Genomic DNA, 14822 nt, shown 5'->3' with positions numbered 1-14822 from the left:
TCCGGGTGCCTGAGAGATTCAGCCCCGGTGCAGGACTTTTCCCCATGGGCGGGTGCCCAGCGGGCACCGCTTTCCAGAGGCATCGGGGCCTGGCGCGGTCCTGGGTGCCTGAGAGGTTGACGGAGAGGTATTGCTCCTTCGGCGTCCGTGGCTGGCTGTCACGAAGCTCTCCCGCGCGAGGGCGATGCGTCCCTCATCTTACCGGGCATCCACTGGCTTCTCCGCATAGCGTGCACCGACGCGCAGGTGCCCCGCATCACCGGATGCGGGGCGCCTAGGTGTCTGGTCGGGAGGGAGGGTCAGCCGATCTTGCGGTCGCGGCTTTTGCGCCGCGACGCCAGCTCATCCTCGGGTGATGCGATGGACTCGCCGCCGTCGGCACGCTCGCCCGGGAAATCGGCGATGGTGCCGGTCAGCTCACGCATGGCGCCGGATACCGCGATGCCGAACACGCCCTGACCGCCCTGCAGCAGGTCGACAACCTCTTCGGCGGACGTGCACTCGTAGACCGTGGTGCCGTCGGAGAACAGGGTGATGTTGGCCAGATCCTGCACGCCTCGTTGGCGCAGGTGGTCGACCGCGACCCGGATGTTGTGCAACGAGATACCGGTGTCGAGCAACCGCTTGACGATCTTGAGGACCAGAACGTCCTTGAACGAGTAGAGGCGCTGGCTGCCCGAACCGGCCGCGCCCCGGATGGAGGGAACCACCAGGGAGGTGCGCGCCCAGTAATCGAGCTGCCGGTAGGTGATCCCGGCGATCTGGCACGCGCTCGGGCCGCGATAACCGACGAGTTCGTCAGGAACCGAATCGTCGGGGAACAGCCCACCCTGCACGGGTTCGCCGGCCGGCCTGACAGGCGGCTCCGCGCCGCTCCCGGTGGTCAGATCCAGCTCTTCCTGCCGTGGCGTGTCACCCACTGTGAATCCTCTCGCCGTTCGAACTCGCCCGCGTCGTACTACTACGTCATGTACCGCGGCCACCTGTGCCGCGGCGGTTTGCTGCGAGCTCGAATGTGTCGAGCATACGCTTCCCGCCGAGCCCTGAATGCCCGCTGCAGAGAAAGTATGGCGCCCGAATTCCCGCCCGATCGGCTCCCGCGCCGCGTGTTGACACCGGTATGCCCACTTGAGACGTATCCGTGATCTGCGACGGCGCAGCGGCGCGGGCGGCGGTCATGTGGCCTTGAAGTCGTCCGGGGAAACGCTGTCCAGGAATTCCTTGAACTTCTCGACCTCGTCCTCGCGGACAGTGCCTGCAGCCTCTTCGTCGTTCTCGTCCGGGATCAGCAGGCCGGCCTCGGCCAGCACCGCCTCCTCCACGTAGATCGGGACGCCGACACGCAGGGCGATCGCCACCGAGTCCGAGGGCCTGGCCGACACCTTGATGTCGCGGTCGAAGATCAGGTCGGCGTAGAAGGTGCCTTCCTGCAGGTCGACGATCCGCACCTCTTTGAGCGAATGCCCAAGGGCGGTAATGACATCTCGGATCAGGTCGTGGGTGAGCGGCCGGGCGGGCTCGACGCCCTGCTGTTCCAGCGCGATCGCGGCAGCCTCCGACTGCCCGATCCAGATCGGTAGGTAGCGATCACCGTTGGATTCCCGCAAAAGCAACACGGGCTGGTTCTGCGGCTGTTCCACCCGAATGCCGACCACGCGAACCTCAGCCATCTGTGCCTGCCCTCCGCACCGCCGTGCCGTTTCGTCGAATCTTCGTCCGTCGCACTGTCCGCCATCACCACATTGCCAGGGGTCCCGACGTAGACGAACTGGCCGTCAAAACGAGTCTAGTCCTCAGCGATCCAGAACGTCGCGTACGGCGGACTTGATGAGCGACGTGTGCAGGGTGATCGCCAGGGCGGCCACCTCACGCGCCAGATCGTCGGCGCGGTCGCGGGCTCCGGCCTTGCTCGCCTTGCCCACGGGGCCCGCGATCTGGGCGATCAGGTCGGATTGCCGGTCCGCCGCGGAGCGGAACGCCCGCAGGTGTCGGGGCTCGACACCGTAGTCACCGAGGGCGCGCGCACACTGCGCGATCACCACGGAATGTTCATCGAAAAGCCCGGCCCGGCGGTGATGATGCCGTTGCGCACCAGCGCCCCCAGCATCTCGTCGTCGATGCCCGACCGGGCCAACAGATCTTCGCGGGACAGCCGGACCTGCGGCGGCGCCACCGCCGAAACACCGGCGGCGCCGTCCGGCGAGCCGTCCCCACCCTCGGATACCGGCACCAAACGCGGCACACCGTAGGCGGATCCCGCCTGTGGCAACTCACCGTCGGGTTGGGCGTCCAACTGGGCCTTGATCACCTTCAACGGCAGGTACTGGTCACGCTGCGCGGTCAGGATGAACCGCAATCGCGCACAGTCGTACGCGGTGAACCGCCGGTACCCCGACGCGGTGCGCTGCGGCGTGACTAGTCCCTCTGCCTCGAGGAATCGGATCTTGGAGATGCTGATGTCCGGAAAGTCGCCCCGCAGCAGGTCCAGCACTGCGCCGATCGACATCCCGGCCAGTGCAGGTCTGTCGGGGGCAGTCATCGGCTAGCTGGCGGAGCCGCTGTCGTCGTCAGAGCGGGGACCGGTGAGGAACACCAGCCGGAACTTCCCGATCTGCACCTCGTCGCCGTTGGCGAGAACGGCCGAATCGACCGGCTCGCGGTTGACATACGTCCCGTTGAGGCTGCCGACGTCGACAACCTGGAACTCGCCGCTCTCCAACCGGAACTCGGCGTGTCGCCGGCTCACCGTCACGTCATCGAGAAAAATATCGCTGTCCGGGTGACGACCCGCCGACGTGGTCGGCTGATCGAGCAGGAAACGCGATCCGGCGTTCGGTCCGCGCTTGACGACGAGCAATGCCGAACCCGCGGGCAGGCCCTCGACACCGGATACGGCGCCTTCGGTACCGGCCGCTGCGGGCGCATCCAGTTCGTTCAAGAAGTCCGCACGGAAAACCGATGTGGTTTCCACCGTCACGTCTTCCGACTGGTCGGCCCCCAAATTGCTGTCCTTGTCCGTCACCCGCTGCTCCTCACTGGCTGCTGTGGCGTTGCCCGGCGTGGCCCCAGCCCATCGTCGGTCTCATGTCGACCGTACCGCGCATCAGGCATCGTTGGGTCCACCACCGCCGGATCCGATGGGGAAGATATCTGCGCGCCGGGCACGGCCCGACCGGTCTTGGCGACCGGCCGTGGAAACCCTAACAATTACTCACTCGGTCACGGCGGCGCGGTAGCCGTCCGCGTCGAGCAAACCGGCCAGCGCGTCCTCGAGCGTGCCCTCCTCGAGCCGCAGATCGACCAGCCAGCCTTCGCCGTAGGGGTCGGAGTTGACCAGCTGCGGGCTACCGTCCAGATCACCGTTGACCGCAACGACTTTCGCTGCCACGGGGGCGTACAGGTCCGACACCGACTTGGTCGACTCGACCTCGCCGAACGCATCGCCCGCGGCCAGCTGGGCACCGACGTCGGGCAGCTGCACGAACACCACATCGCCGAGGGCGGACTGCGCGTAATCGGTGATGCCGACGCGCACCGTGTCGTCACCGGTACGCAGTACCCACTCGTGCTCCGAGGTGTAGTACAGGTCGGCTGGGATCTCGCTCACGGCGCTCCTTTGGTTGTCGGGCGATGGGTTGCTGTACTCACTTGACGGGCTGAGCGTATTGGCGTGGTTTCGGTTGCCGCAAGGCGGTGACGTCGACACGCTCGGCTTGTTGTACCACCATCGTGCCGCCGACGCGTTTGACGCTGTCCATTGCCCCGCCGGGAATGTTCATCGCGGCCGCCAGCGTCGGCGGATCCCCTATCGCCAGAACAGAATACGGTGGCCGCAGGGTCACGTCGTCGGCGGTGAGCGCCCCGGGCGCACCGATTATCCAGGTGTCCAGGCCCACCCGCACCGCGGATTGCTGATCGCCGCCGCGGATCTCGATGGCCTCGGCGCCGGCGGCACGCAGCTCGTTGATCACATCGAGCATCGTCTCGGCAGGCACCCCGGGCGCGTTGTCCTCTATGGTGAGCGTCACTCCCGGACCCGTCGCGGCCACCGTGCCGATCTGGATGGACAACGCCTCCAGCCGGGACTGCGCGTTCTCGATCGCGGCCTGATCGCTGCTGCCGGATGCCTGTAACTGCTGCAGGGTCCGCTGCAGATCGGCCACCTCGGTGTTGAGCGAGCCCTCACGTTGCTGCAGAGAATCCAGCAGCACCAGCAGATCCGCCGGCCGGGCGGTCTCCAGCGAATCTCCGGACTCGTTCTGGCGAACCTGTGTGACGATCGCCATGCCCAGCAGAATGCACAGCAGCACCCCGAGGCCGCCGAACATCAGCTGCGAACGGCTGCGGCGCACGATCCGAAGATTCCGGAACCGGCGTGGCGAGACATCCGCGGGCATCTCGTGGCGGCCGTGGTGCTCGGCATGGTGCTCGGCGTGATGTTCCGGCGCCGGTTCCGGCTGAGCTTGTTCGGCCTGAGCTTCTTCGGCCTGCGCCGCGGGCTGGGCATCAGCCTGCGCCTCGGCCCGGTCCGGCTCGGGGGTGCCGGCCGGCTCGTCCGGCTCGGCCGGGGGCGGAGATTCGGGTTCGCTCATGTCAGGCGCCGAACAACCTGCGCCGCAGCGCCGCGGCGTTGCCGAAGATCCGGATGCCGAGGACCACGATGATCGCCGTCGACAACTGGGTACCGACGCCCAATTGATCGCCGACGTAGACGATCAACGCGGCGACCAGCACGTTGAACACGAACGACACCACGAACACCTTGGCGTCGAATATCCGCTCCAGGTAGGCCCTCAACCCGCCGAAGACCGCGTCGAGTGCCGCCACCACGGCGATCGGAAGATACGGCTCGACGAACTCGGGAACGCTGGGGTGGAACACCAACCCGAGCACGATCCCGACGACCAGTGCGACGATCCCGATCATCTAACGGTCAATCCTGTGCACGTCAGGCCTATCCAATCTGTTTGGCGAAGTTGACATCTCGTACCGACACCGCGGGCACGGTCAGCCCGTCGCCCGCACTCACGTTCACCCCGACCCCGTAGGAGGTCTCCAGCAGCCGCAGCCGCTGCAGACCCGGAGTGCGATCGAAAGTATCGGCCATCCCCTTCGGCGGTCCGATGGCCACAATGACATACGGACTCGTGATCGGCTGGTTGTCGACCAGAATCCCTCCGCCCGCCTGGCGAATCGTGACACCGGCACCGACCCGCACACCGCCCACCGAAACCGCCTCTGCCCCACTGGCCCACAGCGAGTTCACCACCAGCTGCAGATCCCGGTCGAGGATGATCTGCTGACCACCGGCAACCCGCTGTTTGGACACGTCGCTCAGATCTTTGGACAGGCCGGGGTCGGTCACCGTGACGGTCAGCCCGGGACCGATCATCGGAATGGCCGCGGCTTCGATGTTGGCCGTGTCCAGGCTGCCGAGCAGACGCTGGCCGTTCTCGTCCATGCCGAGCCTGCTGCGGCGCTCGGCGTCCACCTGATCCACGAGTGCGTTGCGCTCGGAACTGGCCTTGTCAGCACCGATCTGAGCCGCCCGCACCCGGCCTGCCAGTGTGTGCTGGGCTTCCCGGGCGGCCGGGGCCGCGGTCTGGGCCTGACCGGCCGCCACGGCGAACACCGTGGCGATCGCGCCCGCGCCCACCAACATCCACGCGAAATCGCCGAACCGCCGGCGCGGGCGGTCACCGGCTTCACGAGCCGCGGCCGCCGCGGCATAACCGGGATCGAGATGGTCCGTCAGCAACGACCGCAGGAGCGAGGGCAGCGGAATGCGCTTGGGGGCGTGGGCCTCATGGTCGTTGAGCCCGGCCCCTGACTCGTAGCCGCCCAGGGTGCTCATGACCGGGCGGGGAGTTGTCGCACCACCATCGTCACCTGTATCAGATAAAGCACCGCCGACCACAGATACAGCGCCACGCCCCACAGCAGGAAGGCCCAGCCGCAGGCCAGTGCCACCCGGCTCCATGTCGCGTCCCACTGGCCGAGCAGCACCCACGGGAATCCCGACATCAGCGCGAAGGTGGCAGCCTTTCCCAGATACGTCACCGGCAGGGCGGTCAGTCCCCGGCTGCGCAGCAGCGGCAGCGTCGCCGCCAGCAGCACATCGCGCCCCAGCAGGGTCAGCACCAGCCACCACGGCACCACGCCGTACAAGGCCAGCGCGACCGGGACGGTGACCATGTAGATGCGGTCGACGAAAGGGTCGAGCAGTTCGCCCAGCCGCGAGGACTGGTTGTCGACCAGGCGCGCGATCTTGCCGTCGGCCCAGTCGGAGAAGCCGCTGAACATGAGGACCGCGACGGCCCACCCGTTGGCGTGCGCGCCGAACAGCAGCCACAGGAACACCGGCACCAGCAGCAGCCGCAGCACACTGAGCGCATTGGGCACGGTCAGCACCCGATCCGGCCCGGATGAGGCGGCCCGACTCGTCGCGCTCCTGCCCTCAGGAGCAGGCGCGTGTTCCATGCCTAGAACCTAGCGGAATACACCCGGCAGGCTCAGCGCCGACATCGTGTCGTCGTTGAGCGGATTGTCGTGGACCATGTAGGTCCACGTCGACGTCGGCCGCGCGAGCTTGGACAGATCGATGCCCGGCTCGTCCTCGATCGAGTCCGCCGTGTCGAAGGTCTGCTGGGCAGCCTCGATGGCGTCGGCTGCCAGCGAAGCGAACGCGTCGACGGCCATCCGGTGGAACTCGTCGAGCGGGTTCTGGCGGCCCAGCGCCCGTAGGTGGATGCTCTCCCGGATGTCGGCGAGGAAGGCCAGGTGGTCACACCAGCCCCGGTCCAGGTGATACAGCATGATCAGCCGGCAGATCTTCTCCAGCTTCTCCTCACCGTCGTCGCCGAGGTCCTCGGCCAGCTTGGCGTAGCGCTCCGGTGAGCGGTCTTTCAGCTCCTGACGTGCGGTGTCGGTACGCAGCAGGGTTTCGCGACGGTCCACGATGATGGCGCGCTGCTGCGCGATCAACTGGTTGTAGCGCCAGGTGTTGGCGTGCACGTCGAGCAGCCTGCCCTCGGCGACGCGCTGCGCGTGGTCGAGCAGACCTGCCGCCTTGGGCGCGGTGATCCGGCCGTCCTCGTCGGTCTCGGTGGGCAGCTTGGTGTCGTCCAGGTGAGCGGCCACCACCTCGTCTTCCCAGCTGGAGAAGAACACCGTCGAGCCGGGGTCGCCCTGGCGCCCGGCGCGCCCGCGCAGCTGATTGTCGAGCCGCTCGGTGTGGTGGCGGCCGGTGCCGACGACGTGCAGTCCGCCGAGGTCGGCCACCTTCTCCTTCTCGGCAGAGTCGTCGGCCGCGTCGGATCCGCCCAGCCGGATGTCGGTGCCGCGGCCGGCCATCTGGGTGGACACCGTCACCGAGCCCAGCTTGCCCGCCTCGGCGATCACGGCCGCCTCTTCGGCGTCGTTCTTGGCGTTGAGCACGACGGCGGGGACGCCCGCCTTGACCAGCCTGCGGTGCAGATCCTCGGACTCGGCGACGTCGTGGGTGCCGACCAGCACCGGCTGACCGGTCTCGTGCACCTCGGCGATGTGCTCGACGATGGCGTGGTTCTTGGCCGCCTCGGTGAGGTACACCCGGTCGGTCTCGTCCTCGCGGATGTTGGGCTTGTTCGGCGGGATCGGCGACACCCCGAGTTTGTAGAACTGGCGCAGCTGCTCGCCGGCGGCCAGCGCGGTACCGGTCATGCCGCACACCGTCGGATAGCGGTTGACCAGTGCCTGGACCGTGATGGTGTCGAGCACCTCGCCGGTCTCCGTGGTCTCGATACCTTCCTTGGCCTCGACGGCGGCCTGCAGGCCGTCCGGCCATCGCTGCAGTGAGGCGATGCGCCCGCGGGACGCGTTGATCAGATGGACCGCACCGTCCCGCACGATGTAGTGCACATCGCGCTGCAGCAGCACGTGCGCGTGCAGCGCGACGTTGACCTCGGTCAGCGTGGTGGCGACGTGCTCCTCGGAGTACAGGTCGATGTTGCCCAGCCGGGCCTCCAGCTTGCGGGCACCGGCCTCGGTGAGGTGCACGTTGCGGTTGTCGTCGTCGGTGTCGAAATCCGTTCCGGCGGTGAGGTCGCCGACCATACGGATGACCTCGACACGCGGCTGTTCCCGGTGGCTGGTGCCGGCCAGCACCAGCGGCACCAGCGCCTCGTCGACCAGCACCGAGTCGGCCTCGTCGATCAGGGCCACGTCGGGGTTCGGGGAGACCAGGTCGGCGACGTCGGTGACCAGCTGATCACGCAGCACGTCGAAACCGATCTCGTTGACCGAGGCGTAGGTGACGTTGCACTCATAAGCCTCCCGGCGCTGCTCGGCCGTGGAGTCCGCGGTGATCCAGCCGACCGTGAGCCCCAGCGCCTCCAGCAGCGGGGTCATCCACTCGGCATCGCGTCGCGCCAGGTAGTCGTTGATGGTGATGACGTGGACGTGCCGGCCGCCGATCGCGTAACCGGCCGCCGCGATCGCCCCGGCCAGGGTCTTGCCCTCACCGGTGGCCATCTCGACGACGTCGCCGGCCAGCATGCGCAGCGCCGCGAGCAGCTGCACGTCAAAGGGACGCAGACCGGTGGTCCGTTCGGCGGCTTCGCGCGCCAGCGCCAGGAACTGCGGCATGTCCGCGGACGCGGCCAGGTCCTGCAGCTCGAGCAGCTTGGCGGCCTTGGTGAGCTGTTCGTCGTCGAGTCCGGCAGCCTTGTCCTCGAATTCGGCTGCACCCTTCACCTCTGAGAGCGACCGGGCTTGATTCCGCTCGGTACTGGCCCCCAGTAGCTTCCAGAACTTGCTGCTCACGCGGCCCGGTTTGGCGCTGGACGTCTTCGGCACATGTTCACGGTACGCGGAGGTCAGTGGGCCGCGAACGCGACCGGTCCCGCTGAGCGCTCCGCACCGCCCGTCGCAGCATTGCGGGGTACCTTGCCCGCATGGAGATGTTCAGTCCCACGCTCGATTGGAGCGTCGAGCTCGTGACGTCGCTGGTGTGGATCGCCAAAGGCTGGCTGATCACCGCGGCCTGCACGTTGGTGATCCTGGTCCTGATCGCGAGGTTCACCACCTGGGGCAGGCAGTTCTGGCGGATCACCCGTGAGTACTTCACCGGGCGCGACAGTGTGATCGTGTGGGCTTGGCTGGGGGCGCTGCTGCTGTCGGTGATCACCGGGGTGCGGCTGGCGGTGCTCTTCAGCTACCAGGGCAACGACATGATGACCAGCTTCCAGGTCATCGCCGGTGGCATCTCCAGCGGCAACGAGGCCGTGAAAGTATCCGGTAAAGACGGTTTCTGGCTGTCTCTGGGTGTCTTCGCGTTACTGGCCGCGATCCACATCGCCCGGATCATGCTCGACATCTATATGGCCCAACGATTCATGCTGCGCTGGCGGGCCTGGCTGACCAGCCGGCTCACCGGTGACTGGCTGGACGGCAAGGCTTATTACCGGACGCGCTTCATCGACGACACCATCGACAATCCGGACCAGCGCATCCAGGCCGACATCGACACCTTCACCGCGGGCATCGACTCGCTGCCGAACCGCCCGAGCGCCGGCTCCACGAATACCCTGCTGTTCGGCTCCATCTATTCGGTGGCCTCGATGATTTCGTTCACAGCGATTCTGTGGAACCTGTCCGGTGGAGTCACCTTGCCCCTCGTCGGGATCGAACTTCCCCGGGCGATCTTCTGGATCGGCATCGTCTACGTCCTGTTCGCCACAGTGGTGGCATTCTGGCTCGGCCGGCCGATCATCCGGCTGGCCTTCAACAACGAGAAGTACAACGCGGCCTTCCGCTATGCGCTGGTGCGGCTGCGCGACGCCTCCGAGGCAGTGGCCTTCTACCGCGGAGAGATCGCCGAGCGAACCGGCCTACGGAAGCTGTTCGCACCGGTCCTGTCGAACTACCGGACCTACATCAACCGGATGATCAAGTTCCAGGGCTGGAACAACTCCATCGACCAGGCCCAGGAGCTCATCCCCTACATCGTGCAGTTCCCGCGGTTCTACAGCGGCGAGATCACCCTCGGCGCGCTGAACCAGACTGCCAGCGCCTTTCGAAGCCTGCTCGACGGGTTGTCGTTCTTTCGTAATGCCTACGACCAATTCGCCGGCTACCGGGCCGCGATCATGCGTCTGCACGGGCTCGTCGTGGCCAACGAAGCGGGCAGGGCATTGCCGGAGGTGACCACCCTGCCATGTGTCGACGGCACGGTGAAGCTCACCGATGTCGAGGTCCGCACGCCGGACGGCAAACAGCTCATCAAGCCACTCGACCTGCACCTGCAGGTTGGCGACACATTGGTGATCACCGGCCAGTCCGGCAGCGGCAAGACCACCCTGCTGCGAAGCCTTGCCGAGCTGTGGCCGTTCACCTCGGGCACTCTGACCCGTCCGTGCGGCCCGAACGAAACGATGTTCCTGTCCCAGCTCCCCTACGTACCGCTCGGAGACCTGCGCGCCGTGGTCACCTATCCCGGCGAGGAGTGCACCGTCGACGACGAGACACTCAAGCGGACGCTCGAAGAGGTGGCGCTGGCGCACCTGGTCGACCGGCTCGACGAGGTCCAGGACTGGGCCAAGGTGCTGTCTCCCGGTGAGCAGCAACGGATCGCGTTCGCCCGCATCCTGCTCGTCAAGCCCAAGGTCGTGTTCCTCGACGAGTCGACCTCCGCGCTCGACGAAGGTCTCGAGTACATGCTCTATCAGCGTGTGCGCACCGACCTGCCCAACACGATCTTGGTCAGTGTCAGCCACCGCACGACCGTCGAGCAGCACCACACCCACGAACTGGAACTGCTGGGTGACGGCGAATGGCGGCTCGGCCGAGTCGAGGACGACACGGCCGACCTGGTCAAGCAACCCTGATCAGGCGGTAATTCCCGGTAACTTCCGGGGGTATGGAGATGTTCACCCAGTCGCTGGACTGGGGCAACGAAATCCTTGCGTCGCTGTTCTGGGTCCTCAAGGCGTGGGCGATCGGCGCGGTGGCACTCGTGGCCGTCCTGGCCGTGCTGGCCCGCATCACCACCTGGGGCCGCCAGTTCTGGCGGATCACGGGTGGTTATTTCCTTGGGCGCCAGAGCATTCCGGTGTGGGCACTGCTCGGAGTGCTGCTCCTGTCGGTGATGCTCTCGGTGCGCATGGACGTGTTGTTCAGCTACTACCTCAACGACCAGACCACCGCGCTGCAGGTGGCGTTCTCCGGTGCGGGTTCTGGCGATGAGGCGGTACGCCGTTCGGGAATCGACGGTTTCTGGCAGTCGATCCTGATCTTCGCGATGCTGGTCACGGCCGACATCACGCGCACCCTGCTCGACCTGTATCTGATGCAGTACTTCATCGTTCGGTGGCGGGTCTGGCTCACCAATCGGCTCACCGGCGACTGGCTGGATCAACGCGCCTACTACCGCGGCCGATTCATCGGCGGCTTCGGCGGTACCCCGATCGACAACCCGGATCAGCGCATCCAGCAGGACATCGACGTCTTCACCACCGGTACCGGGCCCGAGACCAACACGCCGACCGTCGCCACGGCGCAGACGCTGCTGTTCGGATCGGTGTACTCGATCGTCTCGGTCGTGGCGTTCACGCCGATCCTGTGGAATCTCGCGGGGCCGTTGACGATTCTGGGCATCACGGTGCCGAAGGCGTTGTTCTGGATCGCGCTGCTGTGGGTGGCGGTCACGACGGTCGTGGCGATCTGGATCGGCAGGCCGATGATCCGGCTGACCTTCCGCAACTCGCTCACCAACGCCGCGTTCCGGTACGCCCTCGTGCGGGTCCGGGACGGAGCCGAGGCGGTCGGCTTCTATCACGGCGAACGCACCGAACGCGCCACGCTGGCGGATCGGTTCGCCAGGGTCATCTCCAACTACCGCAGGCTCGTGCTCCGGGGGGTCGCGTTCCTCGGCTGGAATCGGTCCATCAACCAGATCATCGACCCGCTCCCGCTGATCATCCAGGCGCCGCGGTTGTTCGCGGGTCAACTGACCTACGGCGACGTGCTGCAGTCATCGAGCGCCTTCAACCGGGTGCAGAGCTCCCTGAGCTTCTTCCGCTCGGTGTACGACGCGTTCGCCGGATACCGGGCCGCCATCATCCGCCTCGACGGCCTGGTGGCCGCGAACGAACAGGCAAGGGCGCTACCACGATTGGATACCGGGGTGAGCGCCAACGGCGGGGTCGAACTCGAGGACGTCGAAGTGCGGTCACCCGAAGGCGATCTGCTGCTGCACGACCTCGACATGCAGCTTGCTCCCGGTGATTCGCTGGTCATCACCGGGCCGTCCGGAACCGGCAAGACGACGCTGCTGCGCAGCCTGGCACGGCTGTGGCCGTACGGATCCGGCACGGTGCGCTATCCCGAGCAGGGTGGGGTCATGTTCCTGTCCCAACTCCCCTATGCCCCGCTCGGCGATCTGCGGACGGTGGTCTGCTATCCCTCGCCGGCCGGCGCCTACGGCGACGACGAGATCCGGGCCGCGCTCGACGCAGTCGCGCTGGGAAACCTGACATCCCGCCTGGATGAGGATGCCGATTGGGGAAAGGTGCTGTCCCCGGGCGAACAGCAGCGGATCGCGTTCGCCCGGGTCCTGCTGGCCAAACCGTCGGCGGTGTTCCTCGACGAGGCCACCTCGGCACTCGACGCCGGTCAGCAGCACGCCTTGTACACGACGCTGCGCACCCGGTTACCCGACTGCATCGTGGTCAGCATCAGCCATCGAGACAGCGTCAACCGGCTCCACGACCGTCGCCTGGAACTGCTCGGCGACGGTCGGTGGAACCTCGCGCCGGTCGGCTCGCCGACCTGACGAGTCGCGCCGGCTAGCGGGCCGCCGCGTGGGTACCGGCGCGGCGTCCGAAGAACGACCCTTCGCCGAGCTGCACACCGCTGGCGTACCCCTTGCCGTCCTGGGCGATGTTGGAGGCGCAGGCCCCCGCCGCGTACAGGCCCGCGATGACGCTGCCGTCCTCCCGCAGCACCTCGCCGTCGATCGACACGGTCAGCCCACCCATGGTGAATCCGGAGTACATGGCGATGCCGAGGGACAGGTTGAAGGCCGCGTACGGGCCCGTGTCCTGTGCCGCGATGTAGTCGGGCTGTTTGTGGAAGTCGGGATCCTCGCCGTTGGCTGCGTCCTTGTTGTAGCGCTCCAGGGTCGCGGCGAGGTTCCCGGCCGGAATGCCCAGTGCCTCTTCGGTTTCGGCGATCGTCTCGTAGCCGTCGATGAACTGGATCAGCGGCATGGCGGGCATCTCCATGTGTGCCTCGTCCACGATCAGGTACGCCTGCTGATCGGGCTGTTCCAGGACGAACGCCGACGTACGCGAGTGGTAGGAGTCCTCGGTGACGAAGCGCTGCCCCTGGTTGTTGACGATGACGCCGGTCAGCAGGATCTCCGGAGGGTAGGCCGCGGCGGTGATGAACAGCTGGTCCATGCCGTTGGCGACGCCGCCCGCGGCGACGCCCATCCGGATGCCAAGGCCGTCGTCGTTCGGGTTGCCCAGGATGTAGGGCTCGACCTCACCGTGGTGCTTGGTGCGACGTTTCTTGCCGAGCGCCGGGGTGTATTCGGCGACCATCTCGGGGTTCATCGCGAAGCCACCGGCGGTGATGATGACCGATTTCGCCTTCACACAACCGGTTTCGCCGAAGTGCTTCCACTTGGCGCCGACCACGGTGCGGTCATCCGCACTGCCGTCGACTATCAGATTGGTGGCCCCGACCTCGTAGCGGATGGTGACGCCCAGCGTCTCGGCGCGTTTCAGCAGGAGGTCGATCACCATCGCGGCGCCGCCCAACTCCCCCGGTACGGGCACAGAGTGCCCGCGCGGAGCCGGCTTGGCCTGCTCGGTGAACGGCCACACCTTCTCGTTGCCCGTGTAGGACAGCCCCTCGGTGCCCGGGGGCACCACCACCTTGCCCGGGTAGAAGCTGCGCTCGAACTGGAAGCCCAGCGCCTCAAGCCAATTGAAATGTTCGACGCTGCCGTCGCAGTAGGCGCGGATCTTGTCCAGATCAGGTTCGCGCGAGACCGCGACCAGGTACTTGTACATCTCCTCGGCGGTGTCCGGGTGCCCGGTCGCCTCCTGCACGGCGGTGCCACCGCCGAGGTAGAAGTGCCCACCGGCCATCGCGGTGGTCCCGCCGGCCGCCGCGGCCTTCTCCAGCACCAGGACGCGGGCCCCCTGCGCCGCGGCACTGACCGCTGCGCAACCTCCGGCGATGCCGAACCCGATCACCACGACGTCGAACTCGTCGGACCAGGATTCGACGTCCGCAGCCTCGACGACCTCGGGGATTTCCTTCACTGCTGCTCCTGTTTCACATACTCGAAGAACGCCCGGATCTCGGGCGGTATGTAAGCGATCTCCAGATACGGCACCCCGGCCCCAGCGGCCGACAGGTAGGCGAATCTCATGCCTCCGGGCATCTCGCCCTGGCATACGGCCGGTGTCCCGCCGGCCTCGGCGTCGCGCAGTTTTGCCTCGAAGGCCTGCGCGTCGGCCGTCTCGATGCAGATGTGGTGCAGTCCTGCGCCTTGGCGGTCCAGGAACTCGGTGTAGATACTCTGTCCGCGCACCGGTGCGATGAGCTCCAGCTGGGTGTCACCGGCGTAGCTCAGCGAGATGTCGGCCACGAAATCGGCGGGCCGGCCCCGGTGGCTGCAGGCCTCGGGACTGAAATGCACCGCGGGCATGCGCACCCACCGGCGTGCCCCCAGCAGGGTGGTCAGCGCTTGTTCGGTGGCGTCCAGATCGGCGGTAACCCAGGCGATCTGGACAGGTGTCTGATTAAGCATCGCCATGAGAATATCGCCC

Annotated in this window: 13 protein-coding genes, 1 pseudogene and 1 riboswitch; of the genes and pseudogenes, 2 read left to right on the top strand and 12 right to left on the bottom strand. The window is 66.8% G+C overall.

The genetic code is table 11. From position 1 onward, the window contains the following. Window positions 1–85: 85 nt before the first annotated feature. A riboswitch (glycine riboswitch) is annotated at window positions 86–184 on the bottom strand. Window positions 185–299: 115 nt separating this feature from the next. The 10 genes and pseudogenes from ACNQVK_RS19010 to secA2 form a co-directional block, all read right to left on the bottom strand. Further along, a complete protein-coding gene (locus tag ACNQVK_RS19010; RefSeq protein ID WP_036387126.1) occupies window positions 300–920 on the bottom strand; it encodes a MerR family transcriptional regulator in 621 nt (206 codons plus the stop codon). A 255-nt stretch (window positions 921–1175) separates the two neighbouring features. Next, window positions 1176–1670, bottom strand: coding sequence for a bifunctional nuclease family protein (locus ACNQVK_RS19005; protein WP_044518823.1), 495 nt, complete (start codon window positions 1668–1670; stop codon window positions 1176–1178). A 123-nt stretch (window positions 1671–1793) separates the two neighbouring features. Then, window positions 1794–2539, bottom strand: a pseudogene (locus tag ACNQVK_RS19000) (MerR family transcriptional regulator). Between the two features lie 3 nt (window positions 2540–2542). Then, window positions 2543–3022 carry a glycogen accumulation regulator GarA gene (gene garA / locus ACNQVK_RS18995; RefSeq protein WP_090433156.1) on the bottom strand — a complete coding sequence of 160 codons (480 nt, stop codon included), beginning with the start codon at window positions 3020–3022 and terminating at the stop codon, window positions 2543–2545. 189 nt (window positions 3023–3211) lie between these two features. Next, window positions 3212–3607, bottom strand: coding sequence for a glycine cleavage system protein GcvH (gene gcvH / locus ACNQVK_RS18990; RefSeq protein WP_036449745.1), 396 nt, complete (start codon window positions 3605–3607; stop codon window positions 3212–3214). A gap of 37 nt (window positions 3608–3644) precedes the next feature. After that, window positions 3645–4592 carry a DUF881 domain-containing protein gene (locus ACNQVK_RS18985; RefSeq protein WP_418030726.1) on the bottom strand — a complete coding sequence of 316 codons (948 nt, stop codon included), beginning with the start codon at window positions 4590–4592 and terminating at the stop codon, window positions 3645–3647. A 1-nt stretch (window position 4593) separates the two neighbouring features. Beyond that, window positions 4594–4926, bottom strand: coding sequence for a small basic family protein (locus ACNQVK_RS18980; protein ID WP_003882035.1), 333 nt, complete (start codon window positions 4924–4926; stop codon window positions 4594–4596). Between the two features lie 28 nt (window positions 4927–4954). Then, the gene (locus ACNQVK_RS18975) at window positions 4955–5854 is read right to left on the bottom strand and encodes a DUF881 domain-containing protein (protein WP_044518828.1); all 900 of its coding nucleotides are present in this window, start codon (window positions 5852–5854) and stop codon (window positions 4955–4957) included. Then, the gene (locus ACNQVK_RS18970) at window positions 5851–6480 is read right to left on the bottom strand and encodes a CDP-alcohol phosphatidyltransferase family protein (protein WP_418030725.1); all 630 of its coding nucleotides are present in this window, start codon (window positions 6478–6480) and stop codon (window positions 5851–5853) included. The genes ACNQVK_RS18975 and ACNQVK_RS18970 overlap by 4 nt, the downstream gene beginning before the upstream one ends. Before the next feature lie 9 nt (window positions 6481–6489). After that, window positions 6490–8835, bottom strand: coding sequence for an accessory Sec system translocase SecA2 (gene secA2, locus ACNQVK_RS18965; RefSeq protein WP_418030724.1), 2346 nt, complete (start codon window positions 8833–8835; stop codon window positions 6490–6492). A gap of 98 nt (window positions 8836–8933) precedes the next feature. Between secA2 and ACNQVK_RS18960 the strand changes: the two genes are divergently transcribed. Further along, entirely contained in the window at window positions 8934–10865 is a 1932-nt protein-coding gene (locus ACNQVK_RS18960) for an ABC transporter ATP-binding protein/permease (protein ID WP_418030723.1), read from the top strand. A gap of 32 nt (window positions 10866–10897) precedes the next feature. Further along, window positions 10898–12811, top strand: coding sequence for an ABC transporter ATP-binding protein/permease (locus ACNQVK_RS18955; protein WP_418030722.1), 1914 nt, complete (start codon window positions 10898–10900; stop codon window positions 12809–12811). 13 nt (window positions 12812–12824) lie between these two features. Here ACNQVK_RS18955 and ACNQVK_RS18950 read toward each other — a convergent pair whose 3' ends face one another. Next, entirely contained in the window at window positions 12825–14312 is a 1488-nt protein-coding gene (locus ACNQVK_RS18950; RefSeq protein ID WP_418030721.1) for an FAD-binding protein, read from the bottom strand. After that, window positions 14309–14803: a VOC family protein gene (locus tag ACNQVK_RS18945; protein ID WP_418030720.1), complete on the bottom strand. Its 495-nt coding sequence runs from the start codon at window positions 14801–14803 to the stop codon at window positions 14309–14311. The genes ACNQVK_RS18950 and ACNQVK_RS18945 overlap by 4 nt, the downstream gene beginning before the upstream one ends. Window positions 14804–14822: the final 19 nt, after the last annotated feature.

The organism is Mycobacterium sp. 134, assembly GCF_048282715.1.
In the GTDB taxonomy this organism is placed as follows: Bacteria; Actinomycetota; Actinomycetes; order Mycobacteriales; family Mycobacteriaceae; genus Mycobacterium; species Mycobacterium septicum.
Note: the sequence above shows the minus strand (reverse complement) of the source record. Positions and strands in the feature narration are given on the sequence as shown.

What these genes read in the sequence shown, in the direction of transcription:
- ACNQVK_RS19005 (WP_044518823.1), bottom strand. Translation starts at nt 1,670, where the DNA reads ATGGCTGAGGTTCGCGTGGTCGGCATTCGGGTGGAACAGCCGCAGAAC.
- ACNQVK_RS18985 (WP_418030726.1), bottom strand. Translation starts at nt 4,592, where the DNA reads ATGAGCGAACCCGAATCTCCGCCCCCGGCCGAGCCGGACGAGCCGGCC.
- ACNQVK_RS18980 (WP_003882035.1), bottom strand. Translation starts at nt 4,926, where the DNA reads ATGATCGGGATCGTCGCACTGGTCGTCGGGATCGTGCTCGGGTTGGTG.
- ACNQVK_RS18975 (WP_044518828.1), bottom strand. Translation starts at nt 5,854, where the DNA reads ATGAGCACCCTGGGCGGCTACGAGTCAGGGGCCGGGCTCAACGACCAT.
- ACNQVK_RS18970 (WP_418030725.1), bottom strand. Translation starts at nt 6,480, where the DNA reads ATGGAACACGCGCCTGCTCCTGAGGGCAGGAGCGCGACGAGTCGGGCC.
- ACNQVK_RS18960 (WP_418030723.1), top strand. Translation starts at nt 8,934, where the DNA reads ATGGAGATGTTCAGTCCCACGCTCGATTGGAGCGTCGAGCTCGTGACG.
- ACNQVK_RS18955 (WP_418030722.1), top strand. Translation starts at nt 10,898, where the DNA reads ATGGAGATGTTCACCCAGTCGCTGGACTGGGGCAACGAAATCCTTGCG.
- ACNQVK_RS18945 (WP_418030720.1), bottom strand. Translation starts at nt 14,803, where the DNA reads ATGCTTAATCAGACACCTGTCCAGATCGCCTGGGTTACCGCCGATCTG.